Origin of the sequence: Streptomyces sp. NPDC057010 (genome assembly GCF_042673805.1) — a bacterium.
Taxonomy (GTDB): domain Bacteria; phylum Actinomycetota; class Actinomycetes; order Streptomycetales; family Streptomycetaceae; genus Streptomyces.
In genome coordinates this window covers 121,454-140,015 of sequence record NZ_JBHUSC010000008.1, presented here as the reverse complement: position 1 = coordinate 140,015, position 18,562 = coordinate 121,454, and the positions used below count along the sequence as shown (strand labels likewise).

At 76.5% G+C, this 18,562-nt stretch carries 8 protein-coding genes; all 8 read left to right on the top strand.

Annotation, left to right across the window (positions count from 1 at the left end):
- Nucleotides 1–136: 136 nt before the first annotated feature.
- The 8 genes from ACFTXQ_RS11625 to ACFTXQ_RS11590 are packed head-to-tail and all read left to right on the top strand — an operon-like array spanning nt 137 to nt 18,551.
- Nucleotides 137–7,027: an SDR family NAD(P)-dependent oxidoreductase gene (locus ACFTXQ_RS11625; RefSeq protein WP_382638717.1), complete on the top strand. Its 6,891-nt coding sequence runs from the start codon at nt 137–139 to the stop codon at nt 7,025–7,027.
- Entirely contained in the window at nt 7,020–11,654 is a 4,635-nt protein-coding gene (locus ACFTXQ_RS11620; RefSeq protein ID WP_382638715.1) for a beta-ketoacyl synthase N-terminal-like domain-containing protein, read from the top strand. The genes ACFTXQ_RS11625 and ACFTXQ_RS11620 overlap by 8 nt, the downstream gene beginning before the upstream one ends.
- A complete protein-coding gene (locus tag ACFTXQ_RS11615; protein WP_382638712.1) occupies nt 11,644–12,027 on the top strand; it encodes an acyl carrier protein in 384 nt (127 codons plus the stop codon). The genes ACFTXQ_RS11620 and ACFTXQ_RS11615 overlap by 11 nt, the downstream gene beginning before the upstream one ends.
- Before the next feature lie 9 nt (nt 12,028–12,036).
- Nucleotides 12,037–12,888, top strand: a complete 852-nt coding sequence (locus ACFTXQ_RS11610; RefSeq protein WP_382638709.1) for an alpha/beta fold hydrolase — start codon at nt 12,037–12,039, stop codon at nt 12,886–12,888.
- 2 nt (nt 12,889–12,890) lie between these two features.
- Nucleotides 12,891–14,084, top strand: coding sequence for a glycosyltransferase (locus ACFTXQ_RS11605; protein WP_382638891.1), 1,194 nt, complete (start codon nt 12,891–12,893; stop codon nt 14,082–14,084).
- Nucleotides 14,081–15,946 carry a methyltransferase domain-containing protein gene (locus ACFTXQ_RS11600; RefSeq protein WP_382638707.1) on the top strand — a complete coding sequence of 622 codons (1,866 nt, stop codon included), beginning with the start codon at nt 14,081–14,083 and terminating at the stop codon, nt 15,944–15,946. The genes ACFTXQ_RS11605 and ACFTXQ_RS11600 overlap by 4 nt, the downstream gene beginning before the upstream one ends.
- Nucleotides 15,943–17,199, top strand: coding sequence for a hypothetical protein (locus tag ACFTXQ_RS11595; protein ID WP_382638704.1), 1,257 nt, complete (start codon nt 15,943–15,945; stop codon nt 17,197–17,199). The genes ACFTXQ_RS11600 and ACFTXQ_RS11595 overlap by 4 nt, the downstream gene beginning before the upstream one ends.
- 20 nt (nt 17,200–17,219) lie before the next feature.
- Entirely contained in the window at nt 17,220–18,551 is a 1,332-nt protein-coding gene (locus tag ACFTXQ_RS11590) for an alkaline phosphatase family protein (RefSeq protein ID WP_382638701.1), read from the top strand.
- The last annotated feature ends 11 nt before the right edge of the window (nt 18,552–18,562 follow it).

Below are 18,562 nucleotides of genomic sequence, written 5' to 3'. Positions count from 1 at the left end.
AAGCCCGCCCCTCCGATCGGCCGGGATTCCCGGCCGGTGTGCGCGTGCGCCGCCCGGTCCGCAGTCTTCATCGCTCTCCCCCGTTCTTCCGCCCTGCATTTGCGCCATGTCACACAGCACTGGAAGAGGAGCGCCCGTGACCCCCCAGCCCCCGCAGCCCGTCCCCGCCGTCCGCGATCTGGTCGTCGCGGTCAGCCCGTTCGAGGAGCCACACCCGCGGATCGTGTCCGCCGCCGAGCGCGCCGGGGCCCTCGGGCTGCTCGACCTCGGCCGGGACGCGACCGCCGCGCGGCGCGCCTTCGCGGAGCTGGCCCGCCGGCTCCGCGGCGGCCGCCGCTACGGGGTGCGGGTGCCCGTAGGCTGCCCGACCGGGCCCGCGGAGCTGCCGTCCGCCGTGGACACCGTGCTGCTGGCCGATCCCGCGGCGCACACCCCGGAGCAGGTCGCCGCCTGGGCCGGGGCGGCCGGCCGGCCCCGGGTGTGGGCCGAGGTCACCGGTCCGGCGCAGGCCGCGACCGCCGTGGCCGCCGGGGCGGGGGCGCTCGTCGCCAAGGGCCACGAGGCCGGCGGCCGGGTCGGCGGGAGCACCACCTTCGTCCTGCTCCAGCAGCTACTGGCCGACCCGGGGCCCGGGGTGCCCGTACGGGCGTACGGCGGGATCGGGCCGCACACGGCGGCCGCGGCGGTCGCGGGCGGGGCCGCCGGGGTGCTGCTCGACGTACAACTCGCCCTGACCACGGAAGGTGAACAGGCCCTGCCCGCCGAAGTGGCCGCGGCGATCCGCACGATGGACGGCTCGGAGACCCGACTCCGCGACGGTCACCGGGTGTTCACGCGGCCCGACCTGCCCGACCCGCCGGACGGGCCGGTCGCCGCGCTGCTGGGCGCCCGGGACCTGCGGACGCAGCTCCTGCCCGTCGGGCAGGACGGGGCGGCGGCGGCCCGCCTCGCCGACCGGTACCGGACCACGGGCGGGGTGCTCCAGGCCGTGCGGGAGGCCGTCACCGGGCACCTGGCCGCCGCCGTACGGGCCCGGCCGCTGGAGCGGGCCCTGCCCGTCGCCCAGGGGCCGATGACCCGGGTCAGCGACCAGGCGGCCTTCGCCGAGGCGGTGGCCGCGGCGGGCGGGGTCCCGTACCTGGCGCTCGCGGTCATGCCGGGCCCGGACGTCCGCCGGCTCCTCGCCGAGAGCGCCGAGCGGCTCGGGGAGCGCCCCTGGGGCGTGGGCCTGCTCGGCTTCGCCCCGGACGGGCTGCGGCGTGAGCAACTGGCGGCCGTGGCCGAGGCCCGCCCGCCGTACGCGATCATCGCGGGCGGCACCCCGGCGCAGGCGGCTCCGCTGGAGGCCGCCGGGATCCGGACCCATCTGCACGTGCCGTCGCCGGGGCTGCTGGAGCGATATCTCGCCGAGGGGGCACGGCGGTTCGTGTTCGAGGGCCTGGAGTGCGGGGGCCACGTCGGGCCGAGGGCTTCCTTTCCCCTGTGGGAGGAGCAGATCGAGCGGCTGCTGTCCTGCCCCGAACCGGCCTCCCTGGACGTGCTGTTCGCGGGCGGCATCCACGACGAGCGCTCCGCCGCGATGGCGGTGGCGGCCGCGGCACCGCTGGCCGAGCGGGGGGCGCGAATCGGGGTGCTGATGGGCACGGCGTACCTGTTCACCAAGGAGGCGGTGGCCGCGGGTGCGGTCCGGCCCGTGTTCCAGCGGGCGGCGGTGGAGTGCACGGACACCGTGCTGCTGCACACCGCACCCGGCCACGCCACCCGCTGCGCGGCGACCCCGTACGCCGACACCTTCGAGGCCACCCGCGACCGCCTCACGGCCGCCGGGCTCGCCCCCCGCGAGATCTGGGAGAACCTGGAACACCTCAACCTGGGCCGCCTCCGCCTGGCCTCGAAGGGCCTGCGCCGCGACTCCTCCGGAGAGGTCGCACCGGCCGGGGCGGACCACCCGGCGCAGCCGGACGGGGCCGCCGGGGCGGACGCCCCCGGCGGGAGCCGGTTGGTGTCCGTCGGCGACGCGGAGCAGTACGCCGAGGGGCTGTTCATGCTCGGGCAGGCCGCGACGCTGCGCGACGGGACCACGACCGTGGCCGCGCTGCACGCGCAGGTCACCGAGGGGGCGACGCGGTTCCTGGAGCGGCGGGCCCGGGAGGTCACCGCCCCGGAGCCGCAGCCGCGGCCCGCCGCCGATCCGCTCGACATCGCCATCGTCGGGATGGCCTGCGCCTACCCGGGGGCACCCGACCTCGCCGCCTACTGGGCGCGGATCCTGGCCGGGGAGGACGCCGTGACCGAGGTGCCGGCCGAGCGCTGGGACCCGGAGCTCTACTACGACGCCGACCCGGCCCTGGCCGGCGAGCGCACCCCCTCCCGCTGGGGCGGCTTCCTCGACCCCGTCCCCTTCGACGCCCTCGCGCACGGCATCCCGCCCGCCTCCCTCGCCGGGATCGAGCCGGTCCAGCTGCTCTCCCTGGAGATCTCCGCGCGGGCCCTGGCGGACGCCGGCTACGGCCGGGACCGGGACTTCGACCGCTCCCGGACCTCGGTGGTCTTCGGCGCCGAGGCCGGTACCGAGCTGGCGGGCGCGTACGGCCTGCGCGCCCTGCTCCCGGCCTACCTGGGCGAACTCCCGGCCGCCCTGGACGAGCAGTTGCCGCGGCTCACCGAGGACTCCTTCCCCGGCATCCTCGCCAACGTCATCGCCGGCCGGGTCGCCAACCGCCTGGACCTGGGCGGCGCGAACTGCACGGTCGACGCCGCCTGCGCCTCCTCCCTCGCCGCCCTGGACCTCGCCTGCCGCCAACTGCGGGACGGTGACAGCGACATGGTGGTCTGCGGCGGCGCCGACGTGCACAACGGCATCAACGACTACCTGATGTTCTCCTCGGTCCGCGCCCTGTCGCCCACCGGCCGCTGCCGCCCCTTCGACGCCTCCGCGGACGGCATCGCCCTCGGCGAGGGCGTCGGCGCGCTCGTCCTCAAGCGGCTCGAGGACGCCGAGCGGGCCGGCGACCGGGTCTACGCCGTGGTCAAGGCGGTCGGCGCCGCCAGCGACGGCCGCTCCCTGGGCCTGACCGCGCCCCGCCCCGAAGGGCAGCGCCGCGCACTGGAGCGGGCCTACGCCCGGGCCGGCATCACCCCGGACGAGGTGGGTCTGATCGAGGCGCACGGCACCGGCACGGTGGTGGGCGACAGCACCGAACTGACCGTCCTGACCGAGCTGTTCACCACATCGGGCGCCGCACCGGGATCCTGCGCCCTGGGCTCGGTGAAATCACAGCTCGGGCACACCAAGTGCGCGGCCGGCCTGGCCGGGCTGATCAAGGCGGCCCGGGCCGTCCACGCGGGCGTGCGGCCGCCCACCCTGCACATCGACACGCCGAACCCGGCCTGGCAGGAGGAGAGCAGCCCCTTCTCCTTCGACACGGAGGCCCGGCCCTGGTCCGCGCCCCCGAGCCGACGCATCGCGGGCGTGAGCGCCTTCGGTTTCGGCGGCACCAACTACCACGCCGTGCTCACCGGTTACGAGGAGGAGCCCCACCACGGCTTGGAGGAATGGCCCGCCGAACTCTTCTGCTTCCGCGGCGAGGACCGCGCGGCCGCGGCCCGGTCGATGGCGCGGCTGGCGGCCCGGCTGGAGGAGAACGACGCGGCCGGCCGGCCCTGGCCGCTGCGCGACCTCGCGGCGGAGACGGCCACCGGCACCGCACCCGTCCAGGTGGCGATCGTGGCAGCCGACCAGGACGAACTCACGGCACGGCTCGAACAGGCCCGCGCCTTCGATGCCGCCCCGGGTGTCCACGTACGGAAGGAGTCGGCCGACCCGGGCCGGGTGGCCTTCGTCTTCCCGGGCCAGGGCAGCCAACGCCCGGGAATGCTCTCCGACTTGTTCACGGCGTTCCCGTCCCTCCAGGACCTCCTCCACCAGGCCCCGCCCGCCGTCACCACGTCCATGTTCCCCCCGGCGGCCTTCGGCACCGACCAGCGCTCGGCCCAGCGCACGGCGCTCACCGACACCCGCATGGCCCAGCCGGCCCTGGGCCTGGCCGGATCGGCGGCCCACACCCTCCTCGCCCGACTCGGCGTACACCCGGACGCGGTGGCGGGCCACTCGTACGGCGAGCTCACCGCCCTCTGGGCCGCGGAGGCGTACGACACGCAGAGCCTCTTCCACCTGAGCACCCGCCGCGCCGAAGCCATCCTGGCGGCCGCCGGCACGGACCCGGGGTCCATGGCAGCCGTCTCCGCCGCGCCGGAGGAGATAGGCGGGATGGCGAGCACCAACGGTTGCGTGGTGGCAAACCACAACGCCCCACGCCAATCAGTGATCTCGGGCCCCACGGACGCCGTGGCCGAGGCGGTGACCGCGCTCAACGCGGCAGGCCTCTCCGCGAACCGGATCCCCGTCGCCTGCGCCTTCCACAGCCCACTGGTGGCACCGGCATCCGCGACCCTGGCCGCCGAACTGTCCGCGATCGCGGTGGCCACCCCCGCCATCCCGGTCTGGTCGAACACCACGGCCGCCCCCTATCCCTCCGCTCCCGAGGCGATACGCGGCCTCGTCGCACGCCAAGTCGCGGAGCCCGTACGCTTCGTGGAGCAGATCGAGGCCATGTACGCGTCCGGCGTCCGCACCTTCGTCGAGGCGGGCCCCGGCCGGGTCCTGACCGGCCTGATCGACCGCATCCTCCACGACCGCCCCCACACGGCAGTCCCGCTGGACGTACCCGGCGAGCACGGCCTCACCCGTCTCGTGACGGCGCTGGCGGAACTCGCATGTGCCGGAGTGCCCCTCTCCCCCGAAGCCCTGTTCCGCGGCCGGACGACCCGCCTCCCCGAACGGGCCCCGAACCGGCCGGGCTGGCTGGTGGACGGCCACCTGGTGCGCACCGCGGCCGGCACCCCGGTAGGCCTCCGGCCTCCCACCCGCATCCCCCTGCCGGCCTCGGACCGGCGCGAGGAAGCCGTCATGGAATACCTCAGGGGCGCCCGCGAACTGGTGGAGGCCCAACGCGACGTCCTCCTGGGCTACCTGGGCACCCCCGCGGACGGTTCCGGCGGGGACGGGCGTGGGGCGGGGCGCCCCCGCAGGGCGCCGAACACTGTCCCGATGCCACCCTCCGACCCCTGGTCACGTTCGGCGCCCGAGGAGGTGCCCCGGCGCGCGCCCGGCCCCGCCGGAACCGCCCCCACCGGTACCGGCCCCGCTCCGCGGGCGGACCGGTCCGCCGAGTCGCTCATGGACGCCGTCCTGGAGATCGTCCACACCCGCACCGGCTACCCCCTCGACATGCTCGACCCCGAGCTGGACCTGGAAGCGGACCTGTCCATCGACTCCATCAAGCGCGTCGAGATCATCGCCGCCCTGGCCGACCGCATCGACCTCCCCGCGGACCCGAACGGCAACGCCGTCGAGGAACTGTCCCGCATCAAGACCCTCCGCGGAATCGTGGACTGGCTCATGGCCCGCACACCGGACGCCCCGGGCGGAACCGGGCGCGCCACGCAGGACACCGAAGCCGGTGGCACCCCCGAACCACTTCCCGAACCACTTCCCGCCGCGCCCCCGATGGCCCGCCTCCGCGTGGACGTCCTGCCCGCCCCGGTACCGGCCCACGACCCGGCGGCCCTGCGCGGCCTCCGCGTCGGGATCGTCGAAGACGCCCAGAACGTGTCACGGGCGCTCGCCGACGCCCTGCGCGCCCAGGGCACCGAGGTGCGGCTCCTGCCCGAGCCGGACCCGGACTTCGACGCGATCGTCGACCTGTCCGCGCTCCGCCCGGGCGCCGACCCGCTCCTCCCCGAGGCCTTCCCGGCCCTGCAACGCGCCCTGACCGCGGGCCTGTCCCGGCTGCTCCTCGTCACCACCCCCGGCACCCCCGGCGCCGGCCTGCACGGCTTCGCCCGCAGCGCCGCCCTCGAATTCCCCGGCACGCTGATCCGCGCGGTGGAAATCCACCCCAAGGCGGACCCGGAACACATCGCAACGCACCTCCTCACGGAACTGAGCTGCACAGAGGACGGAACCAACGAAAGCGACGGAAGCAGCGGAAGCGGAGGAGCCAACGCCACCCCGCCCTCCATCGGCTACGCCGCGGACGGCACCCGCTTCACCCGCCACCCGGTCCCCACCCCCCTCCCCCCGACCGACGGAACCCCGCCGCTACCCCCCGGCTCCGTGGTCCTCCTCACCGGCGGCGCCCGCGGCATCACCGCCCGCACCGCCCTGGCCCTGGCGCGCACCACCGGCTGCCACATCGAACTGATCGGCCGCACCCCCGCGCCGAACACCACCGCCGACGACGCGTACGCCCACGCCCAGGACCGGGTGGCCCTCCGCGCCGCCCTGATCGCCACCGGCCTGCGCAAGCCGGCCGACATCGAGTCGGCCGCCTCGCGGATCCTCGCCGAGCGCGAGATCCGGGCCACCCTCGCCGCACTCGCCGGCGCGGCGGCCTCCGTGCGCTACCACTGCGCCGACGTGACGGACGAGCAGGCCGTTCGGGCCGTGGTGGCCGATGTCCGGGCCCGCCACGGCCGCCTGGACGGGATCGTGCACGGCGCCGGCATCCTGCGCGACGGGCTGCTGCGCGACAAGCAACCGGCCGACTTCACCGAGGTGTTCACCACCAAGGTGGCCGGAGCCCGCCACCTGGCCGCCGCGGCCGCCGAGCACGGCCCGTGCCCCGCCCCCCGGTTCCTGGCCCTGTTCGGCAGCGTCGCCGGGGTGTACGGCAACCGCGGCCAGACCGACTACGCCGCGGCCAACGAGGCCCTGGACGGCCTGGCGCACACCTGGGCGGAGACCTTCCCGGGCCGGGTGCTGGCCGTGGACTGGGGCCCGTGGGCGGCGGAGGCGGGCGGCATGGTGACCCCCGAGCTGGAGCGTGCGTACGCCCGACGCGGCATCCCGCTCATCGCCCCGGAGGCCGGCGCCGCCGCTTTCCTCGCCGAACTCACGCACGGCACGGCCGTACAGGTCGTCCTGATGGCAGCACCGGCGGAGGAGGCCGAAGGCGATGAGTGACCACGACCGGCGCGCCGCCCCCCGCCCCACCGACGCCGCGATCGTCGGCATGGGCGCGGTGTACCCGGGCGCCGCCGACCTGGCCTCCTACCGGCGCAACCTCCTGGCCGGTACGGACTCCATCGGCGAGGTCCCGCCCGGCCGCTGGGACCCGGAGGTGTACTACGACCCGGACGGCGCCACCGGCCCGGCGGCCGGCGACCGCTTCTACTGCCGCCGCGGAGGCTTCGTCGACGGGCTGGCCGCCTTCGACCCGACCCGGTTCGGGATCATGCCGGCCGCCGTGGAGGGCGCGGAGCCGGACCAGATGCTGGCCCTGCACGCGACGGCGGAGGCGATCGCGGACGCGGGCGGCGAGGACCGCCTGCCGGCCGACCGCTCCCGGATCGGGGTGGTGCTGGGGCGCGGCGGTTTCATGGGGGTGGCCACGGCCAGGCTGGACCAACGGGTGCGTACGGCCCACCAGTTGGCGCAGACGCTACGGGAGCTCGCGCCCGAGCTCGGCGAGGGGCGGATCGCGCAGGTGCGGTCGGCCTTCCAGGATGCGCTGGGGCCGGAGCGGCCGGACGCGTCGATCGGGCTGGTGCCGAGTTTCACGGCCGCCCGCACCGCGAACCGGCTGGACTTCCGCGGCCCCGCCTACACCCTGGACGCGGCCTGCGCCTCCTCCCTGCTGGCCGTGGACCAGGCGGTGGGGCTGCTGGCGGGCGGCCGCTGCGACGCGGTGGTCGCCGGGGCCGTGCACCACTGCCACATCGCCACGCTGTGGAGCGTGTTCACGCAGCTGCGGGCGCTGAGCCCGAGCGAGCGGATCCGGCCCTTCGACCGCAGGGCGGACGGGACGCTGCTGTCCGAGGGCACGGGCGTGGTGCTGCTGAAGCGGCTGGCGGACGCGGAGCGGGACGGCGACCGCGTGTACGCGGTGATCCGCGGGACCGGGGTGGCCGGGGACGGCCGGGCGGCCAGCCTGATGAGTCCGCTGGTCGCGGGCCAGGTACGGGCACTGGAACGGGCCTGGCGGGAGGCCGGCCTGGATCCCCGGGCGCCCGGCGCGCTGGGCCTGCTGGAGGCGCACGGCACGGGCACACCGATCGGGGACGCGGCCGAACTGGACACGCTGGCCCAGGTGTTCGGTGCGCCGGATCGGAACGGAGGAGGCAGGGGTACCGGCGGAGGCTTCGACATCGGCTTCGGCTCGGTGAAGTCGATGCTCGGCCACACCATGCAGGCCTCGGGCATGGCCGGGCTGATCAAGGCCGCGCTCGCGGTGCACGAGGGGGTGCTGCCGCCGACGCTGCACCTGGAGGAGCCGCACCCGGACCTGGCCCGGACCCGGATGCGGCCGGTGACGTCCGCCGAGCCGTGGGAGCGCGGACCGGCGCCCCGCCGGGCCGGGGTCAACGCGTTCGGCTTCGGCGGGATCAACGCGCACGTGGTGCTGGAGGAGGCCCCGGGGACCGCGGCCCGGCCCACGCCCCCGGTCCGCCGCTTCCTGCCGCTGGGCGGCCCGGCCGCCCCGGCCGGCGGGAGCGCACTGGCCGGCGGCGCCGCGCTGGTCGGCGTGGCCGAACCGGCCGGCGGGCCCGTACGAGGCGACGTACTGCTGCTGGCGGCGGACAGCACGGCAGAGTTGTCGGCGAGGCTGGCGTCCGCGACCCCGGCGGCCGCGGCCGCGGCGCCCGGGTCCCCGGTGGCCGTCCTGGGCGCGGGCCCCTGCCGGCTCGCGGTGCTCGGGCCGACGCCCCAGCGGCTCGCGCTGGCCGCGAAGGTCGTGGTGCGCGGCCGGCCCTGGCGGGGCAGGGGCGACGTGTGGTTCACGCCGGAGCCGCTGGGCGGCCGGGTCGCGTTCCTGTTCCCCGGCCTGGAGCCGGAGTTCGCGCCGGTCGTGGACGACGTCGCCGACCGGCTCCGCCTCATCCGGCCCCGCCTCACCGGCGGTGCGTCGCTGGTGGAACGGGCCCTCGACGCCCTCGCGACGGGCCGCTTCTTCGCCCGGGTCCTGCCCGGCCTCGGGATCGAAGCCGATGTGCTGGCGGGCCACAGCCTGGGCGAATGGGCGGCGATGGTGGCCGCCGGCATGTACCCGCAGGAGGCGGCCGACACGTTCCTCGACTCGCTGCGGCCCGGCTCGCTGAAGGTCCCGGACCTCGTGTACGCGGCGCTGGGCTGCGGTGCGCGGCGGGCCGAGGCGGCGCTCCACGGGCTGGACCGGGTGGTGGTCAGCCACGACAACTGCCCGCACCAGTCGGTGGTCTGCGGGGATCCGGAGCAGGTGGCGGCCGTCGTGGAACGGTTGCGCGGCGAGGGGGTGCTCGGGCAGGAGCTGCCGTTCCGTTCGGGGTTCCACACGCCGATGTGGGAGCCGTACCTCGGCCAGGTCCGCGCCGCCTTCGCGCGGCTTCCGCTGCGGCCCGGGGCCCTCCCGGTCTGGTCGGCGACCACGTGCGCGCCGTTCCCCGAGGCCCCGCAGGAGGTCCGGGACCTGGTCGTACGCCACCTCCTGGAGCCCGTCCGCTTCCGCGAGCTGACGCTGCGCCTCTACGAGGAGCAGGGCGTCCGGAGCTTCGTCACGCTGGGCCCGGGCAGCCTGCCCGGGTTCGTCGAGGACACCTTGCGCGAACGTCCCCACCTCTCGGTGTCCACCTCCTCCCCGCGCCTGCCCGGCCTGGCCTCCCTGGGCCGCACCTGCGCCGCGCTGTGGGTGGAGGGGCACGCGCCGCGCTGGGAACGGCTGCTCCCCACCGATCCGGCACCGGAACGGGCCGGCCCCGCGCGTACGGTGCGGGGCGGCGCCCAGCCCGCGGCCGCCGCGCCGGGCCGGGCCGTCCCGCTGGACCTCGGTTCGCCCCTGGTCCGCCTCGGTGAGGAGGCCCGTACCGCCATCGGCACCCTCCTGCCGGCGGCACCGTCCCCCGCTCGGGCCGCACCGGCCGGCGGTCGCCCGGTCCTGCTGTCCGCCCTCGACGCGGTCCTCGAAGACACCCGCGCGGCGGTCCGGACCGTCACCGAGGCCTGGTCGGCCGAACCCCCACCGCACGCACCGCGCGTCCACGGTCCGGAAAGGGCCACGGGGAACCACACCCTGCGCGTCTCGCTGGCCGCACTGCCCTACGTACGGGACCACTGCGTGTACCTCCAGCCCGACGGCTGGCCGGAGGACTCCGACCGGTTCCCCGTCGTCCCCATGACCACCATGCTGGAGCTGGCGGCCGACGCCGCCCGCCGGTACGCCCCGCCCGGCCTCGCCGTCCTCGGCTACGAGGACGTACGGGCCCTGCGCTGGCTCCCCGCGGAACCGGCCCTCGACGTCGAGGTGGCCGTGCGGGGCGACGGGCCCGGCCGGTACCGCGTCGCGCTCGGGGAGTACGCCTCGGTGGTCGTCCTGCTCGGCGAGCGGTACGGGCCCCCGCCCGCGCCCGACACCACGCCCCTGCGCGACCCGCAGCCCGCCCCCGTCAGCGCCGAGGCCCTCTACCGGGACCGGTGGATGTTCCACGGCCCCCGCTTCGCCGCCGTGCACGAGGTGCGGACCGTCGGATCGGACGGCATCCAGGGGGTGCTGCGGGCGCTCCCCGACCCGGGGGCGCTGCTCGACGCGGCCGGCCAGCTGTTCGGGCACTGGATGCAGCTGCGCCTGCCGGTGGACCGGCTGGTGTTCCCGGCCACCGTGGACCGCGTCCGGTTCTCCGGGCCCCCGCCCGCCCCGCAGGAGCTCGTCTCCGCCACCGCCCGGATCCGCGAGGTGCGCGATGTCACCGTGCGCGGCGACGTCGAGCTGCGCCGGGCCTCCGACGGCGAGGTGTGGGCGCGGATCGAGGGGTGGACGTACCGCCGTTTCGGCGCGGACGAGCGGGTCTGGCCGATGAAGTTCACCCCGGAGGTGTGCGGCATCGGCGAACCGCAGGCCGCCGGCTGGTGCCTGGCCCGGCGCCGCTGGTCCGACCCCGCCTCCCAGGAGCTGGTGATGCGCCGCTACCTGGGCGCCGCCGAACGGGCGGCCTACGAGCGGCTGTCGCCGCGCGCCCGGGCGCCCTGGCTGCTGGGCCGGATCGCGGCCAAGGACGCGCTGCGGCAGCTGCTGTGGGACGGCGGCGCCGGGCCGGTCTTCCCGGCGGAGGTGCCCGTCGGCAACGACCCCGCCGGCCGGCCGCTGGCCGAGGGGCCGCTCGCCCGCGGCTTCCGGCTGAGCATCGCCCACAAGGACCGGATCGCCGTCGCCCTCGCCCACCCCGGCCGGGCGGTCGGGATCGACGTGGAGCCGGTGACCGCCGACCCGGAGGCGCTGATCCGCATCGCTCTCGGACCGGACGAACTCCGCCTGGCCGAGGCGCTCGCCGCCCGCGAGGGCACCGGCCTGCCGGCCGCGCTCACCGCCCTGTGGTGCGCCAAGGAGGCCGCCGCCAAGGCGGAGGGCAGCGGGCTCGGCGGCCGGCCGCGGGACTGGCGCGTGTCCGGCGACCCGGACTGCGGCGGCCTGCTGGTGCGCTCCCCCGAGGGGCACCCGTACGCCATCGCCACCGCCCTGCTCGGCTCCGGACCGCTCGACCACGTCGTCGCCTGGACCGCCCACGGCGCGGCCGCTCCCCCCGTCCCCTTCCACCTCACGGAGACACGTCATGGCAACTGACATCCTCGCCGAGATCACCGGCATGCTGGTGGAGATCGTCGGCGACGAATACCTGCTCGCGGATGAGGTCACGATGAAGACGACGTTCAACGAGGATCTCGCCCTGGAGAGCATCGAGTTCGTCGCGCTCGCCGAACTGCTCCACCACCGCTACGGCGCCGAGGTGGACCTGATGGGCTTCCTGGCGGAGAAGGACATGGACGCCATCCTCGCCATGTCCGTCGGTGAACTCGTCACGCACATCGGCCGGGTCACGCACGCCTCCCTCGCCCGGGCGGCGGCGGGCCCGACGGCCTCGCCCGGCCCGACCGGCGCGGCCCCCGCGGCCTCCGCCTCCGCCGCCGCCCCCGCCCCTGCCGGCACGGCCGGCTGAGCGCGCGCCATGGCCTTCGTCCTCGCGGACTCCCTCCGCGTCCACGTCCAGCGGCTCCCGGCCACCGCCGGGCCCGCCTCCTGCGACCGGCCCGTCGTCGTCTTCCTGCACGGCCTGGTCGTCGACAACCTGTCCTCCTTCTATTGCCCCCTGGCGGTGCCGGTGGCCCGGGCCGGGCACGAGGTCGTCCTCTACGACCTGCGCGGCCACGGCCGCACCGAGCGCCCGGCCGCCGGCTACGACAGCCGCACCGCCGTACGCGACCTCTTCGCGCTGCTCGCAGCGCTGGACCTCGGGCAGCGCCCGGTCCACCTGGTCGGCAACAGCTACGGCGGCACCCTCGCCCTGCACGCCGCCCTGGCCCGCCCCGACCTCGTCTCCGGACTCACCCTGCTCGAACCCCCGCTCGGCGGGGCGTGGGTGGAGAACATGGTGGACACCCTGTCGGCGGCCGCGCTCAGCCTGGAGGACAGCCCGGTACCGGCGGAGCTGCTCACCCTGCGCCTGCGCAAGGCCGCGCACCTCACCGCCATCGCCGACGACCTGCTCAACCGCACCACCCTGATCGACGACATCGCCGGGAGCCGCATCTTCACCCCCGCCGACTACGCGCGGCTGCACTGCCCGGTCCTCATCGTCTGCGGGGAGCACTCCGAACTGGTGCCGGGCGCCCGGGAACTGGCCCGGCACGCGGCGCACGGCAGTCTGCGGATCCTGCCCGGTCTGGGGCACGACGTCCTCAAGGAGAGCAGCGGGGCGCTACGGGAGGCCGTGCTCGGCCACCTCGACGCGACGGCCGCACCCGCGGCCCCGGCCCCGATGGCGGCGGCTCGGCCGCGGGTGGGAGCGCTGGTCCCGTGAGGGTGCTGTTCACGGTGCCGCCGCTGGCGGGGCACGTCAATCCGACGGTGGCCGTCGGGGCCGAACTGGCCGCCCGGGGACACGAGGTCGCCTGGACCGGTCCGGCTTCGGCGCTGGCCGGGCTGCTGCCCCCGTCGGCCCGGATCCTGCCTGCCGGTGAGGAGGCGGGGGGCGGCTACTCGGCGCTGCACGAACGCTGGCGCGATCTGCGGGGGGTCGGGGCGCTGCGGTTCCTGTGGGAGGAGGCGCTGGTGCCGCTGGCCCGGGCGATGGTGCCGGGCGTGACGCGGGCGGTGCACGCCTTCGAGCCGGACGTGCTGGTCGCCGACCAACAGGCGCTGGCCGGACCGCTGGTGGCCCGGCGGCTCGGCGTCCCGTGGGCGACGTCCGCCAGCACCTCGGCGGAACTCACCCGCCCCTTCGCCGACTTCCCGAAGGTCGGGGAGTGGGTGTCGGGCCGGATCTCGGGCCTGCTGCGCGAGTTCGAAGCGGAGCACCCGGCCGCCGGTGCCGGTGCCGGTGAGGGGAGCCACGGCTGGGACCCGCGCTTCTCCGACCGGCTCGTCCTCGTCTTCTCGACTCCCGAACTCGTGGGAACGGACGGCGGCGATTTCCCGGCCCACTACGCCTTCGTCGGCCCGGCCTTCGGGGCCCGGCCGACGGCCACCGGTTTCCCCTGGCAGCGGCTGGACCCGGACCGCCTCCGGGTCCTGGTGTCCCTCGGCACCCTCAACCAGGAGGCGGGCGGCCGCTTCTACGGAGCGGTGCTGGGCGCGGCCGAGCGGCTGGCCGCGCACGTCCAGCTGGTGCTGGCGGCGCCCGCCTCGCTGGTCGGGGCCGCGCCGGACCACGTACTGCTCCAGGAGCGCGTCCCGCAGCTGGAGTTGCTGCCGCACCTGGACGCGGTGGTGTGCCACGCCGGCCACAACACGGTGTGCGAGGCCCTCGCGTACGGGCTGCCGCTGGTGGTCGCGCCGATCCGCGACGACCAGCCCATCGTGGCCCAGCAGGTCGTCCGGGCCGGGGCCGGGGTCCGGGTGCGGTTCGGCCGGACCCGGGCCGAGGAAATGCGTGACGCGCTCACGGCCGTGCTGGACGAACCCGGCCCCGGCCGGTCCGCCCGGCGGATCCAGGCCTCATTCGCCGCGGCGGGCGGCGCCGCCCCCGCGGCCGACCGGTTGGAGAAGCTGACATGACGCCACCCCCGCTTTCCCCGGGCCGGGTCCGGTGGACCTCCGCGGTCCTGCTGGCCGCGCTCGGCGCGGGCACCGTGCGGGCCGGGCGCCGGCTCCGGGCGATACCGGTGCTGCCCGTCCCGCCGTCCACGGCGGCCGGGGTGCCGCGGGCCGCCCGGTGGCGGCTGCTCACCGCCCGGGGGGTCGAGCCCGACGCGGCCACCTTCCTCGCCGCCTGCGTGCACGCCGACCGGGAGGGTCTGCTGGTGCTGGACCTGCTGCCCGCGGACCTGGCCGCCGAGCGGGCGCTGGGGCTGCTGCGGCTGGTCGATCCCGCCCGGTACCGCCAGGACCGGCTCGGCGAGGGGCGCGGGGCCGGGTTCGCCGTGCTCGTCGCCGACGAGGTGCTCGAACGGGCCGGCGTGGATCCGGGCGGGCCGCGCCCCGGTCCGGCGGAACTCCTCGCGCTCACCCGTCGTTTGAAGGAGTACGCGGCCGGGGCGACGGGTCTGGCCATCGCCCCGGCGCTGAGCTGCGGGCCGGCCGGGGATGGCGCCGGCCCGGCACGGGCCGCCGAGCTGCGGGCCCAGGGGCTGCCGCCGGGGGCGCTCGCCGCGGCGCAGCTGTCCGGGCTGGCGCTGCTCGCGGGCGTCGCCGTGCGCCAGGGGCGGTGGGGGGCGGCCGCGGCCGGGCTGTACTGGCTCCAGCCGTACCTCGCCCTGGGCGGGCCCGGCTCGCCACTGCGCCCGGCCGATCTGGCCAGGGCCACCGCCGCCCGGCCGGTCCGCTCCCTCGGCGCTGCCCTCCGTACGGCCGCGGCGGCCGACCGGACCCGGTCCGGCGGGGCGGAGGCCGCCCGGGCCGCCGCCTACCGGGCCGACCTGGCCGACGGGACCGAGCGGTTCTTCGAGGCGCGCCGTCCGGACTGCCCGTGGTGCGGCTCCGGGCGGCTGTCCGTGCGCGTCCGGATGCCCGACCAACTCCAGGGCAAGCCCGGCCGGTTCACGCTGGAGCAGTGCGGGGACTGCGGTCACGTCTTCCAGAACCCCCGGCTGACGGTGGAGGGGCTGGAGTTCTACTACCGCGACTTCTACGACGGGCGGGGCGGCGAGGGCGCGGGCACGGTCTTCGGCCGGCTCGGCGCCGCCTACCGGAGCCGGGCCGAGATGCTGCTCCCGCACGCCGATCCGGAGTCCTGGCTCGACGTGGGCACCGGGCACGGCCACTTCTGCAACGCGGCGCGGGCGGTCTGGCCGGGGACCCGGTTCGACGGGCTCGACATGGGCGACGGGGTCCGCGAGGCGGAGCGGCGGGGCTGGGTCGAGACCGGCTACCAGGGGCAGTTCCCGGAGTACGCGTCGAAGCTGGCGGGCCGGTACGAGGTGGTCAGCATGTACCACTACCTGGAGCACACGCGGGATCCGTTCGCCGAGCTGGACACGGCGGCGGCCGTCCTCGCCCCCGGCGGGCACCTGGCCATCGAACTCCCGGACCCGGAATCGCGGATGGCGCGGCTGCTCGGCCCGGCGTGGCTGCCGTGGTTCCAGCCGCAGCACCAGCACCTGATCCCGGCCGCGAACCTGCGCGGGGCGCTGGCCGAGCGCGGGTTCACCGTGCTCGCCGAGGAGCACGGCCCGGCCCACCAGGGCAATGACTTCTTCGGCGCGGTGGCCCTGACGGCGACCCGCCTGGCCCCGGACCCGGACCGCCCCTGGGGGCCACCGCCCACTCCGCGCACCCGCGCCCTCGCCGCCGCGGTACGGGCCGCCGCCCTCCCGCTGTTCGCCGGCGCGGCACTCCTCGACACCGCCCGCACCGCGGCGGCCCACCACACGAACGGCGGCAACGCCTACCGCCTCCTGGCCCGCAAGGCCCCCCGATGAGGCCCCGCCCCGAACTCCCGCCCACCCCCGCCGGGTCCGGCCCCGCCCGTGACACCACCGCGACACCCACCCACCCCGCCGCAGCCGGAGCGCCCCGGGGGGCTGCCGCCAGCCCCGCCGCAGACAGCCCGGCGCGCAGGGCCACCGCCGGACCGGGCCACCCTGCCGCCGGTGACCCCACCTGGAGGGCCAACGCACCCACCCACCCCGCCGCAGGCGGCAGACCGCCCCGGGGCGGCACCCCCGAAGCCGTCACCCCCGCCGCAGGCGCACCGGCCCAGGGGGGCACCCCCGAAGCCGTCGCCCCCGCCGAAGGCGGAGTGGGCCTGGGGGGCACCCCCGGAGCTGTCGACCTCGCCGGAGGCGGGCTGGCTCGGAGGGCTACCGCCGATCCGCTCTTCCGGCTCGTCGCGTACGCCCTCGAAGCCGCGCACGGGCGGCCCCCGGCCGCCGTGTGGAGTGCCCCGTACGCCTTCCACCTCGGCTCGCCCGGGCTCGTCGCGGCCGCCGGGTGGCCCACGGCCGCCGCCGCGGCCCCCCGCACCGACGGCCTGGTGCGGCTCAGCTCCCTCTCCCACCCCGCCGACAGCTGCGATCTGCCGCTGACCCTGTCCGGGCCGCCGCCCGCCGCGCCCGCCTGGGCCGCCCGGCCGTACGCCGTACTGCGGGCCCTGGCCCGGGCCGGCTACGGCCGCGGCGGGAGCGACCTGCACGTGCAGGGCTCGCTCACGGCCGCCGCCGGGCTGGCCACGGCCGAGCCGGCCGACTGCGCGGTGGCCCTGGCCGTGGCCGACGCCCACACGCCGCCCGGCGATCGGCCCGACCGCGCCCACCTGGCCCGGCTGCTCGCCGAAGCCCTCCCCGACGGCGACGACACCCTGCGCGGGGCGGCGCTCTTCGCCCGGCCCGGGCAGGCCCTGCTGCTCGCCGCGGAGCCCCGGCGGCACCGGTACGTCACCTTCGACCCGGCCGCCTCGGGCGCACGGCTGGTACTGGTCGCCGTACGCGGCGAACCGGCGGACCGGCCGGCCGACCTGGCCCGGGCCGTGGCCTGCGCCCGCCGCGCGGGAGCCCTGAGCGCCTGGCCGCCCGGCCCGTCGCAACGGCCCGGGCGGAGCGTACTGGTGCTGCTGCCCGAGGCACGCCTGGCGGCGGTACGGGCCGCGGTCGCGGAGGACTTCCGCGACCGCGGGCGGCCCGTACCGCGGTTCCTGAACATCGCCGTGGCCGGTGCGGCCCGGCGCGAGGAATGACACGACAAGGAGAGCCGTCCATGCCCACGCCCACGCCCACACCCGTGCCCGCGCACACTCCCGCTCCCCCACCGACACCCGACACGGCACGCCCGAGACGCCGGACCCGGCGGTCCGCGATCGTGGCCGCGCTCGGCGCCCTCGGCCTCCTGGGCGCCTTCACCGTCGCCAACTCCCAGGCGGCCGAGACCGGTTCCACCGGCACGGCCGCCTCGGCGACGGCCGCGGCCGCCCTGCCGACCTACGACCACGTCGTGGTCGTCGTCTACGAGAACAAGCAGTACGGCGAGATCATCGGCAGCGGGAACGCCCCCTACATCAACCAGCTGGCGACCGGCGGCGCGAGCCTGACCGGCATGAAGGCGCTGACCCACCCCAGCCAGCCCAACTACTTCAACCTCTTCTCCGGCGCCACCCAGGGCATCACCGGAGACAGCTGCTACACCCCGCAGTCGATGTCCGCGCCGAACCTCGGCCAGGAACTGATCGCGGCCGGCAAGACCTTCGCGACGTACAACGAGGACCTGCCGGCCGAGGGTTCCACGGCCTGCACCAACGGCCAGTACGCCCAGAAACACAATCCGTGGTTCGCCTTCAAGAACGTGCCGCTGAACACCGGCAAGACGTGGGCGCAGTTCCCGCAGAACAACTTCGCCGCCCTGCCGGACCTGTCCTTCGTCGTGCCCAACCAGTGCAACGACATGCACTCGTGCTCGGTCGCCACGGGCGACACCTGGACGAAGAACAACATCGACGCCTACGCGCAGTGGGCGAAGGCCAACAACAGCCTGCTGGTGCTGACCTGGGACGAGGACAACTACCTCGGGTCGAACCAGATCGCCACCGTCTTCTACGGAGCGAACGTCAAGACGGGGACGTACGGCACCGCCTTCAACCACCACCACCTGCTGCGCACCTTCGAGGACCTGTTCGGCACGGCCACGCACGCGGGCAACGCGGCCAACGTCCAGCCCATCAGCGAGGTGTTCGGCGGCTCCACACCGACTCCGACGCCGACCCCGACTCCCACCCCGACACCCACCCCCACTCCGACACCCACCCCGACACCCACGCCCACCCCCACCCCCGGTGACCTGAAGCTGGCCAACCCGGGCCCGCAGACCTGCAAGTTCAACCAGTCCTGCACCATCCAGCTCACCGCCACCGGCGGCAAGTCCCCGATCCGGTACGCGGCCACCGGCCTGCCGTGGGGCCTGACGGTCGACGCCGCCACCGGCCGCATCAGCGGAAAGCCGTGGGGCAGCGGCACGGTCCAGGTCACCGCGACCGCCACCGATTCCACCGGCGCCACCGTCACCGCCGCGTTCGCGCTCACCGTCAACTGGTTCTGAGGGAGGCATCC

Excerpts from the sequence above, each read along its gene's own strand:
- ACFTXQ_RS11620 (WP_382638715.1), top strand. The coding sequence starts at position 7,020 with ATGAGTGACCACGACCGGCGCGCCGCCCCCCGCCCCACCGACGCCGCG.
- ACFTXQ_RS11615 (WP_382638712.1), top strand. The coding sequence starts at position 11,644 with ATGGCAACTGACATCCTCGCCGAGATCACCGGCATGCTGGTGGAGATC.
- ACFTXQ_RS11610 (WP_382638709.1), top strand. The coding sequence starts at position 12,037 with ATGGCCTTCGTCCTCGCGGACTCCCTCCGCGTCCACGTCCAGCGGCTC.
- ACFTXQ_RS11600 (WP_382638707.1), top strand. The coding sequence starts at position 14,081 with ATGACGCCACCCCCGCTTTCCCCGGGCCGGGTCCGGTGGACCTCCGCG.
- ACFTXQ_RS11595 (WP_382638704.1), top strand. The coding sequence starts at position 15,943 with ATGAGGCCCCGCCCCGAACTCCCGCCCACCCCCGCCGGGTCCGGCCCC.
- ACFTXQ_RS11590 (WP_382638701.1), top strand. The coding sequence starts at position 17,220 with ATGCCCACGCCCACGCCCACACCCGTGCCCGCGCACACTCCCGCTCCC.